The organism is Veillonella sp. 3891 (assembly GCF_003992315.1).
Classification (GTDB): Bacteria; Bacillota; Negativicutes; order Veillonellales; family Veillonellaceae; genus F0422.
This window is the reverse complement of the sequence record NZ_RQVE01000004.1, coordinates 119,087-134,762: the sequence shown is the minus strand read 5'-3', so window position 1 is coordinate 134,762 and position 15,676 is coordinate 119,087. Positions and strand designations below refer to the sequence as shown.

Here is a 15,676-nt window from a genome sequence, read left to right as displayed (position 1 = left end):
TTCTTTTCTAGTCGTTACTTAACCTCTGCCGTCTAATACTAACTTATCGTGGATGGCACGAACCGCCGTTTTAATATGTTCTTCTCCGATAAGGCAAGAAATACTGATTTCAGATGTGCTGATAATCTCGATATTCACGCCTTCGTCAGATAAAATGCCAAACATTTTCGCAGCGACCCCTGGTTGACCCAACATACCTGCTCCAATAATAGACACCTTCGCCATATTTTCGTTGATCACACACTCTTCGATAGACATGGATTGACCAAGTTCATCAAGCACTTGTTTCGCTAGGTTCACATCATCACGTGTGATAGTGAACACAATATCTGTTCGTTTATCATCTGTAGTGCGGATACTTTGCACAATCATGTCTACGTCGATACTCTTATTAGCCAACGCTTGGAACACTTGATGTGCCACACCTGGAATATTTTCCACCCCTACAAGACTTACTTTTGCCACATTAGTATCATCTGCAACGCCTGTAATCGCGTATTGATTTGCTTTCATTGTATACTCCTCTCGAATTATCGTGCCTTCTTCATCACTGAAAGTAGATCGTACATGAATTGGCACCCCATACCGATGTCCCATTTCGACCGCTCTTGGTTGCATAACGCCTGCCCCTAAGCGCGCCATTTCTAGCATTTCACCATAAGTGATTTCTTTCAATTTTACAGCACCCGGTGCCACTCGTGGATCTGTGGAGTATACCCCATCTACATCTGTAAATATTTCACATACATCAGCTTGCATAGCCCCTGCTAATGCTACGGCTGTTGTATCAGAACCGCCACGGCCCAATGTAGTAATATCTCCTGCTTCCGTCATACCTTGGAAACCTGCTACTACCACAATGTTACCAGCTTCTAATGCTTCAAGCACACGCTTTGGTTCAATCTCTAAAATGCGAGCTTTACCAAATGCATCGCTAGTAGCAATGCCTGCTTGTTCACCAGTCATAGAAACTGCTGCATGACCTTTTGCTTGGAACGCCAGTGCCATCAATGCAATCGTTACTTGCTCTCCTGTAGAAAGAAGACGGTCCATTTCACGACCATATGGCATAGAAGTTACTTCTTTCGCCAAGTTCACCAAATCATCTGTTGTATCGCCCATGGCAGAAACAACCACCACAATACGATCCTCTGGTTGTTTATCACGTAACACGCGATTTACAATGTTAAATATTTTTTCAGGTGTCGCCACAGAGCTACCACCAAATTTTTTCACTATTAATGCCACTGCAATCCCTCATTTATAAGATACTAAAGTATAAAACAATATCTATATTAATCTACCATACTACGCTACTAAAGTAAAGGATTTTTGTAATATTTTACTATTTTTATCATACATTTGTCTTTTTAAGGTAGATATTTCTATATATATTTTTACTATATTATACAACAGTCTATGCCTATACAAATTCTATACGTAATAATAAAGGACTGTCATCCCTTACTAGGGGTAACAGTCCTTATCATAATCAATTCAGTTAGATGTCTAATCCAAAATTAGCCTTCTACTACGATATCTTTTTCAGATTCCCACAAGCCGTGGATGTTGCAGTAAGATGTTGCGATCAAACGACCAGATTTTTTGAAAGATGCTGTAACAACACCTGCTGCTTCTGCATGTACAGGACCTTCGTTAGCGCCTGTAGGTGCTTCACCATGTACGTTGAACTCAAGACGAGCTACTTCGTAAGGAAGTTGTGTGCCTTCTTCTACATAGTACAATTTGATCCAAGAAATATGATGTTCTACTGTGTTAGGATGAGCAATTTCTTTACCCACTTCTAATTCGATAACTACGCGTTCGCCAGCTTTTACAGTGTCAGGTGCTGTGATAACTGGAACGTGTTTTTCTGTTGCAAATTCAGCTGTTTTTACATAATTTGTGATAGCCATAGGTATAACCCCCTTGAATTAATATCATATCCAAACATGGAAACCTTTCCATGTAAAGCACTAAATTAGTACACTATTATTGTACTTGTTTTTCTGCACTTACGCAAGAACTATTTTTAAGATTTTCGATGTGGTTTTTGCATAAGCCTTTTATTTTCTGCAACATCAAGTATTCAAATACATAGGTAAACCGTATTACTTAGAATTCAATACCACGTTTAGCTTTAATCCCCTGTTGGTATGCATGTTTGATAACTTTCATTTCTGTGACAGTATGCGCCAACTCAATAATCTCCGGACGTGCGTTGCGACCTGTTAAAATCATGTCCAAGTTCTCCGGTTTTGTTTTCAGCAAGTTTACCACTGTCTCTACATCTACTAATCCATAATGAATGGCATAATTGATTTCATCGAGGATAATCAAATCCCATTGGCCAGACTTCACTTCTGTTTCCACCATAGCCCATGCTTCTTTGGCTGCTTGTTGATGTTCCTTCATTTTTTCTTCTGATTCTTCCTGCTTGTGAAAGATAAAGCCTTTGCCCATGGATCGAATTTCTACGGTTGGTAATAAATCAATGCCTGCTAATTCGCCATAATTCGCACCACTTTTAATAAATTGTAAAATAAGTACTTTTCTACCACAGCCCGCTGAACGCAGTGCAACGCCCAAAGCCGCTGTTGTCTTGCCTTTCCCGTCTCCTGTATTGACTAAGATTAAACCTTCACCCATTTATCTCTCCACCTTTCTTAGAATATATGGAAATCCTATGCCAAGGCACAGGATTCCAAATGATTATATTTTATTATAGTTAGAATGGATTACGTATATGATACGCTAATTTACCAAGTACATGATCCGCTGGTACAAATCCAATAAAACGGCTATCTGAAGAATGATTACGATTGTCTCCCATCACAAATACATGCCCTTCTGGAACAGTAATTGGTAAGGAGCGTTCAAACTTCATCGTTTCTTTTTTAGTATACGTCTCGTTTAGCTTGGTACCATTTCTCCACACATGGCCTTCTTTAAATTCTAATGTATCACCTGGACGACCGATCACTCGTTTTACCCACACATCATGTCCTTGCAAGGATGGAACTACCACACTAGCATAGTTCATCAACGGTTCCATCACATCATCTTTCCAAGAGCGTTCTCGTTGCACCCGGCTATCAATGATGACAATATCTTCATAATTGGGTATGTCTCGCATCACATGAGACCATTTACTAATTAACAAGAAGTCCCCATTATGTAAGGTATCCTCCATTGATTCCCCAGACACTCTCGTAGGTTGCACAATAAATATATGCGTTAACATGGCTACAATAAGAGCCACAATAATAGCTTGTATCCACTCACGAGCTTCTTTCAAAATTTGACTGCCTATGGCTGTATCTTTTTCCATAGTTCCTCCTATTCTAAGGATGCGTACTAATACGTATCTTGTAATCATCGATTAATGAATTGATTTTTTGCCGAACTGCCCACCGAATACATCATGTACATCATTGATGGTGATGAAAGCATTGTCATCCACTTCATAAATAATATCTTTCAATTTTGTTAATTCCAACCGTGTTACCACACAGTAAATGATACGTTTTGGAGTCTTTGTATACGCCCCTTCACCATATAGCAAAGTGACACCACGCCCCAATCGATGCATCACTACATCAGCCACTTCTTCCGATTTATCGGTGATGACCATAACGCCTTTCGATTCTTCTACACCCGTAATGACTAAGTCCATCATTTTATAGGCTACGAAATAGGCAATCAAGGAATACATAGCGCTATTCCAATCATATACAAAGCCCGCTGCTCCTAAAATAAAGAAGTTTAGGAACATGACGATTTCACCTACGGAAAAAGAGCTCTTTTTATCAAAGATGATGGCTACAATTTCCGATCCATCTAAGGACCCACCATTTCGTATAATAATCCCTACCCCAAGGCCAAGGATAATTCCGCCAAAAACAGCTGCCAGTAATGGGTCATGCACAATAGGCGGCACATGATGCATGAAAGCAGAAAATACGGAAATGCACGCTATGGCGAATAGGGTGGATATGGTAAAACTTTTACCAATCTGCATATATCCTACGTATAAAAACGGTAGATTAATCAACATAACTAGTACACTAAATGAGATACCAGATAGCTTACTCGCCATCAACGCAATACCTACCACACCGCCATCAATCAGGTGATTTGGTACGAGAAATACATCTAGCCCATAGGTATAAATGACTGCACCAATAATCATCATGAAGTAGCGCATAGCCATATCCATTAATTTTCGTTTTCTACTTTTGTGTTCTTTCATCCTTCGGATACTCACTCCTTATTTGTTACTAACCAACGTTCTCCTATTATCCACGCCGTAATATCATCCACAGGAACAGGAGGATATAACATGCCCTTTGGCACTAATTTTCGCCACCCTGTAGGTGGATGTACTTCAAAATAACGACGCCGTGCCTCTTCTGTAGTATGCTTTTCATTGACAAAGGTAAATTTTTTTCTTTGCGATTCTGCTACATGTTTTATAATAGTCCCTACCGCTTTATGATTCGTTCCATTTCCACAGACTAAAACAGATACCCCTGCATACATCCTTAACAGAGATTGTAATTCACTCATTACGGAATCAGTAGGCACAATATCCATCATCACTAATTGAGATGTTCTAGTAAGAATCGCAATTCCGGTTTTGTCACGCCCCGGGTCAACTGCCAATACATAAGGTTCCAATGCCATTGTCTACACCTCACTGATTTACCGGAATGACACGAAGCAAAATTTGTACAGGCCCACTAGTGAAAGTATCTTCTCTAGTAACAGCTTCTAAGCGTACAGGACCACGCTGATTTTCGACTTTTCGTATCGTAGTAAACAGCTCATTGCCAGGTAAAGAACCCACTTCGCCAGTAATGGGATCAGGCAAGATACCGTGTTTCTTTACCTCTACATTGACTTCTTTTAAGAAAGCCAACACTTGATCTTGTGCGCTGTTACCACCATTTATTAAAGATGACCAGAGAACTGTATCCTTTTTGAAAATCATATCATGAGGATATGCATGAATTTCTGCTAGTGCTGGTTCTCCATAAATAATGTTGGCAGATGCGGTAACCCGAATCATCAATGGTTTATCTGTAGAGGCCACTACTTTTGCCACTTCATTCAAATTATCTCGACTTACGTAAATGACTGTTTTTTCCTCTTCCATTTGGAATCGATTCAAAATCAGACGATTCGTATCTTTCAAGAAACTAGTTAAGGCTGCCATGCTTTCCACTTCCCCTAAGCCTGGTCGAATCACTGCTTGGGATAAGACTTCCCCATTGCGGAATACTACATTGCCTTCACGAACATGATTGATGCCATCCTCTAATTCTTTTGTTGTTATTTGTAAGTCTTGTACATGACTTTCTAGTTGCGTCCGTACATCTTCTAAACGACCTACTTCCGCATTGGACGCCACTAACTTATGCTCAGCTTCTGCATAGGCATCTTGGATCGATACCAATTGATCTCCCATGTTTGCTAAAGCACTTCGCGTTTCTTCTAGTTCTTGTTCCGTTGCTTGTACATCACTTTGTACCTTTTGCAATTGTTTATTTTTTTGGTTCAATTCATCATTACTTTGTTGTAACGCTTTTGTTTTTTTGTCGATATCTTCTGAAAGTTGCGCCATCTCGGCTTTCAGTTTATCCATACCGAACAAAGCAGTACGCACATTGTTGGATGCAATACTAAGTACACCCAATGTGGCTGCGGAAATTAAAATACCCGTTACTATTGTCACAATGATAGACGTATGCTTAGGGCGTAACCCAAACAAACTCATGCGACGTTTTCCTACTTTGGTGCCAATTTTATCGCCTAAAAATGCAATTAATCCCCCCATAATCGTAATGATGAGGAGAATTCGTAGTCCCACTAACATAGTCGTATACCTCAATGTCAAATACTAGTCCTATATCTTTACTTAGTATATCAAAATCCATAGTACACTACAATGGTTATAAGGAAAAGGTCTCAATATACTTATTAGAAATAGATATAAAAGAGTAGCATAACATAGTATATGTCATGCTACCCCCTATACTCTCTTATTTATTTAGATACTCTCCAGTTTAAATATAAACCAGCTATCACACCTAATGTATTCGGGATCCAAGCTGCTAATAACGGTGGTATAGCGCCACCTTTACCTAAGGCGCCCGACAGTGTCATAACACCATAGTAAATAAAGATAACTAGCACTGAGATACCGAATCCAATAGACGAACTAGAACGTTGTTTCTGCAAGCCTAATGGTGCCCCTACTAAGGCAAAGATAAAACTTGCCACAGGAATAGTAAATCGTTGATACATTTCCATTTGCCATTCTGTAATCTTGCCACCCGTAGCTTCCATTGCTTTGATTTGCTGTCTAATCTCTTTGATAGTCATCTCTTCTGGTTTGCGTTGTGAACGACTAATTTTATCAGGATCTTGTGTAATTGGCAATACTTGTTCTTCAAACTTTAATGTACGATCAATACCCTCACCGGATGCATTGATATCATAAATAGTACCGTCATGCATAATCCAGTACTGACCATTCCAATTCGCTGTTTTAGCACGTTCAATTTGTGTCACTTGTCCATCTGTAAATTGTTGCACCGTAATATCGGATAACAGTTTAGTAGAGCTATCATATTTCCCAGCATACATTAAAGTATTAATCTTTTTGTCTGCCAAGGTTTTCAACACAATATGTTCCTGTGTTTGCGGTGTAGCACGCTTCATAATTTCCTCGCGGATAATCGTTTGATAGGCATGGTTCGCCGCTGGTACTACATATTCATTGAACCCAATAGAGCACAGAGAAATTAAAAATGCCATAATATATACTGGTGTAGCCAAACGCAAGAAGTTTTGACCACCTGCACGCATGACAATAATCTCGCTACTACCACTTAATCGACCAAATGTCATCAAGGATCCTAATAGGACAGACATAGGGAAGGTCAATATGACGATATTCGGCAATGCTAGTAAGAAAGCTCTGGTCACAGACCACAAACTAGCTCCGTATTCCGTAATGTACTGAGCAATCCGAAATAGAGTTCCCGTACCAATAAAGATACTAGTAAATGCAAAAATACCAAACAGGAATGGCCCTATGAAAGCTTTCAATATATATTTATCTAAAATTCTCATACCCACTCCTACATTCGGAAATCATCACCTAAGTAAAACTTACGAGCCACATCACTAGTAGCCACTTCATCAGCAGTGCCTTCTAATAAAATAGTCCCGCTATTTAAGATATACGCTTTATCTACAATCCCCAAAGTTTCACGCACATTATGGTCTGTAATGAGTACCCCAATACCACGATCTTTCAAATGGCGAATAATAGATTGAATATCTGCTACTGCAATAGGGTCAACCCCTGCGAAAGGCTCATCCAGCAATATAAATTTAGGATTTAAAGCAATGGCTCTAGCAATTTCTACACGACGGCGCTCGCCACCAGACAACTGAATACCCAAGCGGTCACGCACGTGAGTGATATGAAATTCTTCTAATAACGATTCCATTGTATCCTTCTGTTCTGCTTTAGAAAGATTGGTGGTTTCTAGCATGGCTAAGATATTATCTTCTACTGTTAAATTACGGAAGATGGATGCCTCTTGTGGCAAATATCCAATACCATAGGCAGATCGCTTATACATCGGCATGTGGGTCACATCCACATCGCCAATACAGATACTCCCTGAAGTCGGTTTTTCTACACCAACAATCATATAAAACGTAGTTGTCTTTCCAGCACCATTAGGACCTAACAAGCCTACAATTTCGCCTTCTTCAACACGGACACTGACTTTGTCCACTACATTTCTTGATTTATAGGTTTTCACTAAATCCTTTGTTTGAATAAACATAAACTCTCCTTACTTTGGAGTAATGATTAATGTACTACGCCCACCAAGCGTTTCTGCACTATTGTCACTAAGTTCTATCTTTAACTCTGGAGCTTCTAGAATATTCCCGTTTTGAACCGCCCTAGCATTACCTTTTAAATAGGCTACCCCATCATTCTGATTTGGAGTTTGCGTGTACACCGCCTCATCTGCTGTAGCATTGACATTACGACTAGCGCTAGATAAAGTTACATTCCCTTTAGCCGTCGCAGATATTTGATTAGTAAAAGCTGTAATATGTTGGCCTGTCAATACATTATCTGCCATCACTAATTGTCCATGTCCAATAATCTCGCCATATCCAGTTTCTGTATTATAATTCACTTGATCACCGAATAATTGACGATCATCCTTCTGTAGATGTACATTACCTGTGGCATCAAATTGGTGATTATGTAAGACATGTACTTCACTAGCCGCCATGGACATATTGTTACCAATCATGCTCACGCCGCCTGTTAAAAATCCTTCTTCACCTTTTGTATTGTACCAACCAGAGGCACCTGTCATAGTTTTATCATCTTTTGTAATGACCACACTGCCTTTAGCTTCCGCACGGCCACTGATGCCGTCATATGTTAACTGATCGGCAGTAATCATTATGGATCCATTCCCCGCAGGATTGGTATCCGTTGTTGCTGCCCATACGGGAATCATCATGACTCCTCCCATTAGGGTTGCCATGAGTAAACGTTGTAATTTCATGAATATCCTTCCTACTTGCGAATTAATTTAGCATGACCTTTTGCTGTCACCTGTTGCAAAATCATATCACCTTCTAATGCATCACCTTCTAATGTGGTATCCGCATCAGTATAGGTAAACTTTGAGGTAGACTTAAATAGCTGCTCTTTACTAGTATACTCTAATCCTTCCGTTCGGAGACTAGCACCTGTACTAGAAGTTGCCTCAATACCTCCTGATAAAGTAATCTGTCCATGATCCTTAGATACGAGTCCTTTCGGAGCCTTCACAGTCAGCGTCGTTCCATCTTTATGAAAGGTACCCGTTACATTTTCTAAAGTGATGACTTTCGTAGTTTGGTCCAGACTGATTTTCTCAGCTTTTACAGACCAAATGAGTTGTCCATTTTTTTCTTCTTTCAGTTCTGTACCATTAAAGCTAATGGAATTACCCGATGGCCCCACCGATGTCGTATCGGTACCACCATATAGGAAGTATCCAAAACCTAAGAGAATTAATATCCCTACCACAATCGTGAGAAGAAGTTTTTTATTGTTCTTCATGCACAGCCTCCCTCACTTGTAGTTTATGTTCAATATCTGTAATTTCATGAATTTTTGTATTCCAACGATGTTGGAACCACAACCATTCATCAGGATGTTCTTTAATAAACGCTTCTGTTATCTTAACTGTTTCTTCCGTGAGGCGGAACATATCTTTCTCCACATCACCAGTATCTTTATAATGAAGTGCTGGCAAAATATGAACAATATGACCATTTTCTTTACGGGATGTAAAGACTGGTACTACAGGAGCTTTGAATTTTTTTGCAAACGATGCTGGCCCCGTCACCGCTGATGACTCTTGCCCTAAGAACATCACCGGCAATCCTGTATACCATCCGTCTTGGTCCGCCAAGAAACCTAATAGCTTCTTCGCTTTCATCGCTTGTGCAGCGCCTCTCATTTCGGAACCACCACGAGCAAATACTTCTAACCCTACCATTTCTCGGTATTCATTCATCAATCGTGTGAATTGAGCATTTGGTTGCTTTTTTACAATCGTTGTGGACGGATATCCATGCGCCGCTAGGGCCGCTCCCATCCATTCCCAATTGCCTACGTGGGCTGTCAAAATCACAACACCTTTATCTTCCGCCACGGCTGCATCTAGGTGTTCTAGCCCTCGCATTTCAATATGTTCTTTTATGAACTCAGGTGTCAAATTAGGCATATATAGTGTTTCCATAACAGAACGTCCCAAGTTTTTAAAGAGTCGTCCTAATATGGCATCTGCTTCTTTTTCATCTATGGAAAGGCCAATCATCAGATTATGTAATCCTCGTTTGACCTGTTTTTTACCTACTAATCTATATAAAGGTCCTAGAGATGCTCCAATGGATAAGATTGTAGAATAGGGTAATGCACAAACTAATTTACTAATCGTTTTTAATGCTGTATATTGCCATTCTCCTGCCATGAAAGCCTCCTTTCTACTGACCTACTTGGTAAGATTCTTCACGGTATGAGCGCACCGCATCCTCCCAAAGTCCTTCTTGTTTTAAAATATACTCAACTGCTTCACGCACAGCTCCCTCGCCACCCTTGGCTTGGCAAATATGGTGAGCTACTTTTTTTATTTCTGATACACCATCTTGTGGTGTCATAGCTAACCCCACCTTAGACATAATGCCTAAATCATTGAGGTCATCGCCCATATAGGCTACTTCATGAGCCTCTAAATCCAATGTATGTAAAAGTTCTTGTAATCCTGCACTCTTATTATGACTTCCCATTTGGATATGAGAAATATTTAATTCTTTTGCCCTTCGCTCTACCATAGGAGAGATGCGGCCCGTAATAATTGCAGTTTGCAATCCCATCCGGTGTGCTAAGGCTAATCCTAATCCATCTTTTGCATGAAATGCTTTGATTTCTTCTCCACTAGATGTATAGACAATCTCACCTTTCGTAAGAACACCATCCACATCTAAGGCTAAACAACGTATTGCCATTACACAATGCCTCTTCGCAACAAATCAGTAATATGTACTAAGCCAAGACTTGTTCCATCTTGACCAACAACTGGTAATACGGTAATAGGTCTAGGTTGATTTTTCTCCATCATGTGAAGCGCTTCTGCTGCCAGCTTATCCTTTGTAATGGTACGAGGTGATTTTGTCATCATATCTTCCACAGACCATACTAGGAAATTACATCCAGAATCTAAGCCACGACGAATATCTCCATCTGTTACTAAACCGATTAACTTACCTTCTTCATCTACTACATTTGCTGCTCCAAGCCCTTTGTTGGTCATTACAAATAAGGCATCTTGTACAGTGGCCCCTTTATGAATAATGGGATTATCATCTCCACTATGCATAATATTTTCTACGGTTAGCAATAATTTGCGACCTAAGGAACCACCTGGATGGAATACAGCAAAATTTTCTGGAGTAAATTTATGTTGATCCAACAAACATACTGCTAAGGCATCGCCTAATGCCAATGCCGCAGTAGTACTACTTGTCGGTGCTAATCCTAATGGGCATGCTTCTTTGTCTACGCATACCACCAAAACTACATCAGAGTTTTTTCCCAATGTAGAACTTGGATTACCCACTACAGAAATTAATTTAGCCCCTATTCGGCGCAAGGATGGTAATAAACTAATGACTTCGCTAGTTTCCCCACTATTCGAGAACGCTAGTACTACATCATCAGATGTAACCATACCTAAATCACCATGTACCCCTTCACCAGGGTGTAAAAATAATGCAGGTGTACCAGTACTTGCTAATGTAGCCGAAATTTTTCGTGCAATATGTCCAGATTTTCCCATACCTGTACAGACCACGCGACCTTTAGAGGCTAAGATTAACTCTACTGCCGTTTCAAAACGATGGTCTAATGTTTCAATTAAGTCTAACACTGCTTTTGATTCTTCTTGGAGCACCTGTGCTGCTCGTTCAAGTATCTTCATAGTTCACCTGCATCCTTTACATCTGTACTATTTTTTTACGATTTTATCGATAGCCACTAAATCAGTTAATAATTCTTCTAAAGAATCTAAATATAACATATTTGGTCCATCTGAAAGTGCTTCTTCTGGGTTATCATGAACTTCAAAGAACAATCCATCCACACCACTCGCTACTGCACCACGTGCTAAGTTAGCCACGAATTCACGTTGTCCAGAAGAAGCTGTACCTGCCCCACCTGGTAGTTGTACGGAATGTGTAGCATCAAAGATAACTGGATAATCAAAAGAGCGCATAATTGGGAAAGATCTCATATCCACAACCAAGTTGTTATAGCCAAAACTAAAACCACGTTCTGTAAGCATCAAATTTTGATTACCAGATTCTTCCATTTTTTTCAACACATTGCTCATATCTTTAGGAGCCATGAATTGACCTTTTTTCACATTCACGCATTTTCCAGTCGCTGCTGCCCCGTATACCAAGTCAGTTTGGCGGCATAAAAAGGCTGGAATTTGAAGAATATCTAGTACTTCTGCAGCTGCATCAATTTGAGTAATATCGTGGATATCACTCACTACCGGCACTTGCAACTCTTCTTTGATAGCTTTCAAAATCTCTAAACCTTCTACCAATCCTGGACCACGGAAGGAAGAATAGCTAGAGCGATTGGCTTTATCAAAAGATGCCTTGAATACGTAAGGAATACCCACTTTATCGCAAATTGCTTTCGCACGACGACCAATCTCTAATGTACGTTCATAGCCCTCAATTACACATGGACCTGCCAATAGAAATAAGCCTTTACCTCCACCAAGTGTAAGGTTGCCTACTTGTACTGTTTTCATTGTATCTCCTCTCTAAACGAAATCGTTTATGCTTCTAATTGGTGAAATATTTCATTCACTCGTTCTAAATCTTCTGGTGTATCTACTCCCACAAAACGCTGGTCTGTAGTAATCACTCGGATGGTATATCCATTTTCTAATGCTCGTAACTGTTCTAAGGATTCAGTTAATTCTGCTGGTGTCGGTTCCATCTTAGCATAGGTTAATAAGAACTGCCGATTATATCCATACATACCTACATGCTTGAGTGGAGGGACCACAAATGCATGTCTAGGGTAAGGAATCAAAGATCTGGAAAAATACATAGCATTCCCTAGTCGATTCACGATGACTTTCACAGCACTAGGCTCATTGTATTCTTCTTCTAATAAGGGACAGCCTACCGTTCCCATTTGTAGGGTTGGGTCTTCTTTAAATTGACGTGCCAATGTATCGATAACAGAAGCATCAATGAGTGGCTCATCACCTTGCACATTAATGATCACATCAATATCAGTTCTTGCAGCTGCTACTTCCGCTAATCGGTCAGTTCCGGTCAAATGATCCGTTCTTGTCATCATCACCTGTCCACCAAATTGGGTGACAGCATCATAGACTCGTTCATCATCAGTAGCCACAATGACCTCATGAATTTCCGTCGCTTTCGACACTTGCTCATAGACCCGTTGAATCATTGGTTTATTACCAATCATCGCTAAGGGTTTACCCGGTAATCGTGTAGATCCATAGCGCGCTGGAATAATACAAGCTATACGCATATTATTTCCCCTTTGCTATTTGCAACACATAGGATTTAAAATCGTCTTCACCTTTGGTAAATTCGATGCCAATCACTAATACATAGACAGGAATCTTCAAATCACGGATGGCCCGTACTTGAGAGAGTTTCACTGCATCTTTTTCCGTTGTAATAATGCCTTGAATCCCTGTTTTAAAACAATGTTGCCACAGTTTCACAACATCCTCTTCACTATAATCATGGTGGTCACCAAAACTCATCATATCCTGTACAGCGAATCCATAACTTTTCAAATTAGAAATGAAAGAGCTAGGTTGTCCAATACCGCTAATCGCTAATAAAGGAGTCCCATCATAGTTACTAATGTCATGAATCATCCCATTATGGCTCCATTCTTCCAAGGTTTGAAAGCCCACTGTTTGATGAATGGTTTCTGCTACAGGAACAAGAGGTGCCAAGGAATGAATCTTCTCACGTAGTGCTTCCAGTTGTTCTGGTTCTACTTGATTCGTTTTCGTTAACACCATGTAAGTAGCTCGCTTCAAGTTCGTCAAAGGTTCTCGTAACAAACCTCTTGGTAACACCGCCCCATAGCCAAATGGGTGACTTGCATCGATCAACACAATGTCTGCATCACGGCCCAATGCTCGATGTTGAAAGCCATCATCTAATACAAGTACATCGGAGTGCATATCTTCTACGGCAATTTTCGCAGACTCCACGCGCTTAGAACCAATAATGACATTCGCATTAGGTAATGTTTTTGCTAACAACCACGCTTCATCACCACTGATAAAAGAAGACACATCTACCGTCCCTTGTCTAGATACGACGATGGGTTTTTTATTATTATCCGCTTTGTACCCACGACTTAAGACACTCACTGTATGTTGGTCTGTATCTAACACTTCACACACATAGCGCACCATCGGTGTTTTACCTGTCCCCCCCACTGTAATATTTCCTATGCTAATGACTGGCACTGGCATATGTAACACTCTATGTGGATGGTTATATCGTTCATTGCGATATTCTACGACTCTTTCATAGACCTTACTAGCCTTTTCTAAACCACCACGCAGAGCATCTCCTAATGAGCCTTGCATCTGCCCGCTGATGATATGTTTAAAGAGTTGTTCTCCTTTCATGAGTAAACCTCCTCCGTATCCCTCTAGTATAGCCTAGGATATTAAAACTAAGATGAACTGATTAAGGAACAATATGAAACCGCTCAAAGAGACGTCGTAGCTCCTCTGTATTACGTTGTGTAGCACCACGATTTTCACTGACTACTTCCAAGCAATGACGACTCATATCTTCTCGCATAGTTTGGTTCGCACACAACGTTTGTAACACATCTAACAGTTCACTTTCATCATGTACCATCGTACACGCCCCGCGGGAACTCAATAAGCTGTAGATTTCCTTAAAATTAAACATATGAGGTCCCACAATAATAGGCTTGCCATGAGCGGCTGGTTCCAAAATATTGTGCCCTCCCGTTTTAACTAAAGAGCCTCCCACAAAAATGATATCACCCAAACTATACAGGCGGCCTAATTCTCCAATGGTATCCAAAATCACGACTGGAATTTCTTCATGTACAGGCTCTGTCATGGTACTGCGACAAATCGCTTTGAGCCCATATTTTTGAGATAATGCTTTTACATCATTACCGCGCATAATTTCGCGAGGTGCTATGAGCAATCGTGCATTCGGGTATGATTGTAAAATTTCCTTGAAAGCTTGAAACAGTTTATCTTCTTCCCCTTTATGGGTGCTGCCTGCCACAATGATAGGATGATTATGCCCAAAACCAAATTCATGCTGTAATTGTTCTTTTTCTTCATCCGTAACCGTCGCATAGGTTTGATCGTACTTAGTATTTCCTGTGACAGTCACTTCTTTCACATTTGCACCTAGTACAGAAATATATTCTGCATCCAACTTTGATTGCATACAGAATCGATCAATGGATCCCAGCATATCTCGCATAAACGACTTAATATGCATGTATCGTGACATAGAGCGATCACTAATACGACCATTAACCATCATTACTGGAATTTCTTCATCTTTCGCAATACGAAGGAAATTTGGCCAAATTTCAGTTTCTACTAGCAAAATAGCAATAGGTTTTATAATGTTCAAAATTCTTCGTGTTAAGAAAGGTAAATCCAAGGGAAAGAAAATAATCCCTTCTGCTTCTGGTATGATACGTCGTGCCATAGCATGACCCGTAGCGGTAACTACAGATACAACTACTACTGCCTCAGGAAAGCTCTTTTTTATATCTTTCACCAAAGGACTGGTAGCTACAATTTCTCCCACAGATGCTGCATGTAACCATATAGCACGTTTACCTTCTATTTTTTTCATCAATGTGCTCGGCATGAATCCCGCACTTTGTTTAATACGCTCGTAGAATCCTTCTTCAAAGGCTAATCGATAGAGAATAACTGGTATTAAGCCAATCCAATAGATAATGAGAAGTATATTATATATCCAGTACATA

18 protein-coding genes are annotated in these 15,676 nt (G+C 40.1%); all 18 read right to left on the bottom strand.

Annotation, left to right across the window (positions count from 1 at the left end; all coding sequences use genetic code 11):
* Window positions 1-18 precede the first annotated feature (18 nt).
* Window positions 19-1,248 carry an aspartate kinase gene (locus tag EO118_RS03595; RefSeq protein ID WP_127068674.1) on the bottom strand — a complete coding sequence of 410 codons (1,230 nt, stop codon included), beginning with the start codon at window positions 1,246-1,248 and terminating at the stop codon, window positions 19-21.
* 272 nt (window positions 1,249-1,520) lie between these two features.
* The gene (locus EO118_RS03590; protein WP_009353050.1) at window positions 1,521-1,916 is read right to left on the bottom strand and encodes a class II SORL domain-containing protein; all 396 of its coding nucleotides are present in this window, start codon (window positions 1,914-1,916) and stop codon (window positions 1,521-1,523) included.
* A 199-nt stretch (window positions 1,917-2,115) separates the two neighbouring features.
* Window positions 2,116-2,649 (bottom strand): cob(I)yrinic acid a,c-diamide adenosyltransferase, encoded by a 534-nt coding sequence (gene cobO, locus EO118_RS03585; protein WP_127068673.1) that lies wholly within the window; start codon window positions 2,647-2,649, stop codon window positions 2,116-2,118.
* Window positions 2,650-2,728: 79 nt separating this feature from the next.
* Entirely contained in the window at window positions 2,729-3,331 is a 603-nt protein-coding gene (lepB, locus tag EO118_RS03580) for a signal peptidase I (protein WP_127068672.1), read from the bottom strand.
* A gap of 51 nt (window positions 3,332-3,382) precedes the next feature.
* Window positions 3,383-4,252 (bottom strand): YitT family protein, encoded by an 870-nt coding sequence (locus tag EO118_RS03575; protein WP_240626885.1) that lies wholly within the window; start codon window positions 4,250-4,252, stop codon window positions 3,383-3,385.
* Window positions 4,253-4,263: 11 nt separating this feature from the next.
* A complete protein-coding gene (locus tag EO118_RS03570; protein ID WP_127068671.1) occupies window positions 4,264-4,686 on the bottom strand; it encodes a hypothetical protein in 423 nt (140 codons plus the stop codon).
* Window positions 4,687-4,696: 10 nt separating this feature from the next.
* The gene (locus tag EO118_RS03565; protein WP_127068670.1) at window positions 4,697-5,878 is read right to left on the bottom strand and encodes a DUF3084 domain-containing protein; all 1,182 of its coding nucleotides are present in this window, start codon (window positions 5,876-5,878) and stop codon (window positions 4,697-4,699) included.
* Window positions 5,879-6,048: 170 nt separating this feature from the next.
* Complete coding sequence (locus EO118_RS03560; RefSeq protein WP_127068669.1) at window positions 6,049-7,140, bottom strand: LptF/LptG family permease; 1,092 nt, start codon at window positions 7,138-7,140, stop codon at window positions 6,049-6,051.
* An 8-nt stretch (window positions 7,141-7,148) separates the two neighbouring features.
* Window positions 7,149-7,868: an LPS export ABC transporter ATP-binding protein gene (gene lptB, locus EO118_RS03555; RefSeq protein ID WP_127068668.1), complete on the bottom strand. Its 720-nt coding sequence runs from the start codon at window positions 7,866-7,868 to the stop codon at window positions 7,149-7,151.
* Window positions 7,869-7,877: 9 nt separating this feature from the next.
* Window positions 7,878-8,612 carry an LptA/OstA family protein gene (locus EO118_RS03550; protein ID WP_127068667.1) on the bottom strand — a complete coding sequence of 245 codons (735 nt, stop codon included), beginning with the start codon at window positions 8,610-8,612 and terminating at the stop codon, window positions 7,878-7,880.
* 11 nt (window positions 8,613-8,623) lie between these two features.
* Window positions 8,624-9,154, bottom strand: coding sequence for an LPS export ABC transporter periplasmic protein LptC (gene lptC, locus EO118_RS03545; protein ID WP_127068666.1), 531 nt, complete (start codon window positions 9,152-9,154; stop codon window positions 8,624-8,626).
* Window positions 9,141-10,070, bottom strand: coding sequence for a lysophospholipid acyltransferase family protein (locus tag EO118_RS03540; RefSeq protein ID WP_127068665.1), 930 nt, complete (start codon window positions 10,068-10,070; stop codon window positions 9,141-9,143). Before EO118_RS03540 ends, lptC begins: the two co-directional genes overlap by 14 nt.
* Window positions 10,071-10,083: 13 nt before the next feature.
* A complete protein-coding gene (locus EO118_RS03535; RefSeq protein ID WP_127068664.1) occupies window positions 10,084-10,605 on the bottom strand; it encodes an HAD family hydrolase in 522 nt (173 codons plus the stop codon).
* A complete protein-coding gene (locus EO118_RS03530; RefSeq protein WP_127068663.1) occupies window positions 10,605-11,576 on the bottom strand; it encodes an SIS domain-containing protein in 972 nt (323 codons plus the stop codon). Before EO118_RS03530 ends, EO118_RS03535 begins: the two co-directional genes overlap by 1 nt.
* 27 nt (window positions 11,577-11,603) lie before the next feature.
* Window positions 11,604-12,422 (bottom strand): 3-deoxy-8-phosphooctulonate synthase, encoded by an 819-nt coding sequence (kdsA, locus tag EO118_RS03525; protein WP_127068662.1) that lies wholly within the window; start codon window positions 12,420-12,422, stop codon window positions 11,604-11,606.
* Between the two features lie 26 nt (window positions 12,423-12,448).
* Window positions 12,449-13,180: a 3-deoxy-manno-octulosonate cytidylyltransferase gene (kdsB, locus tag EO118_RS03520; RefSeq protein ID WP_127068661.1), complete on the bottom strand. Its 732-nt coding sequence runs from the start codon at window positions 13,178-13,180 to the stop codon at window positions 12,449-12,451.
* A gap of 1 nt (window position 13,181) precedes the next feature.
* Window positions 13,182-14,309, bottom strand: coding sequence for a tetraacyldisaccharide 4'-kinase (gene lpxK, locus EO118_RS03515; protein ID WP_127068660.1), 1,128 nt, complete (start codon window positions 14,307-14,309; stop codon window positions 13,182-13,184).
* A 61-nt stretch (window positions 14,310-14,370) separates the two neighbouring features.
* Window positions 14,371-15,675 carry a 3-deoxy-D-manno-octulosonic acid transferase gene (locus tag EO118_RS03510; RefSeq protein ID WP_127068659.1) on the bottom strand — a complete coding sequence of 435 codons (1,305 nt, stop codon included), beginning with the start codon at window positions 15,673-15,675 and terminating at the stop codon, window positions 14,371-14,373.
* Window position 15,676 lies beyond the last annotated feature (1 nt).

Bases quoted from the DNA above. Each gene is read 5' to 3' on its own strand.
- EO118_RS03590 (WP_009353050.1), bottom strand. From the start codon at position 1,916: ATGGCTATCACAAATTATGTAAAAACAGCTGAATTTGCAACAGAAAAA.
- cobO (WP_127068673.1), bottom strand. From the start codon at position 2,649: ATGGGTGAAGGTTTAATCTTAGTCAATACAGGAGACGGGAAAGGCAAG.
- lepB (WP_127068672.1), bottom strand. From the start codon at position 3,331: ATGGAAAAAGATACAGCCATAGGCAGTCAAATTTTGAAAGAAGCTCGT.
- EO118_RS03575 (WP_240626885.1), bottom strand. From the start codon at position 4,252: ATGAAAGAACACAAAAGTAGAAAACGAAAATTAATGGATATGGCTATG.
- EO118_RS03570 (WP_127068671.1), bottom strand. From the start codon at position 4,686: ATGGCATTGGAACCTTATGTATTGGCAGTTGACCCGGGGCGTGACAAA.
- EO118_RS03565 (WP_127068670.1), bottom strand. From the start codon at position 5,878: ATGTTAGTGGGACTACGAATTCTCCTCATCATTACGATTATGGGGGGA.
- EO118_RS03560 (WP_127068669.1), bottom strand. From the start codon at position 7,140: ATGAGAATTTTAGATAAATATATATTGAAAGCTTTCATAGGGCCATTC.
- lptB (WP_127068668.1), bottom strand. From the start codon at position 7,868: ATGTTTATTCAAACAAAGGATTTAGTGAAAACCTATAAATCAAGAAAT.
- EO118_RS03550 (WP_127068667.1), bottom strand. From the start codon at position 8,612: ATGAAATTACAACGTTTACTCATGGCAACCCTAATGGGAGGAGTCATG.
- lptC (WP_127068666.1), bottom strand. From the start codon at position 9,154: ATGAAGAACAATAAAAAACTTCTTCTCACGATTGTGGTAGGGATATTA.
- EO118_RS03540 (WP_127068665.1), bottom strand. From the start codon at position 10,070: ATGGCAGGAGAATGGCAATATACAGCATTAAAAACGATTAGTAAATTA.
- EO118_RS03535 (WP_127068664.1), bottom strand. From the start codon at position 10,605: ATGGCAATACGTTGTTTAGCCTTAGATGTGGATGGTGTTCTTACGAAA.
- EO118_RS03530 (WP_127068663.1), bottom strand. From the start codon at position 11,576: ATGAAGATACTTGAACGAGCAGCACAGGTGCTCCAAGAAGAATCAAAA.
- kdsA (WP_127068662.1), bottom strand. From the start codon at position 12,422: ATGAAAACAGTACAAGTAGGCAACCTTACACTTGGTGGAGGTAAAGGC.
- kdsB (WP_127068661.1), bottom strand. From the start codon at position 13,180: ATGCGTATAGCTTGTATTATTCCAGCGCGCTATGGATCTACACGATTA.
- lpxK (WP_127068660.1), bottom strand. From the start codon at position 14,309: ATGAAAGGAGAACAACTCTTTAAACATATCATCAGCGGGCAGATGCAA.
- EO118_RS03510 (WP_127068659.1), bottom strand. From the start codon at position 15,675: ATGTACTGGATATATAATATACTTCTCATTATCTATTGGATTGGCTTA.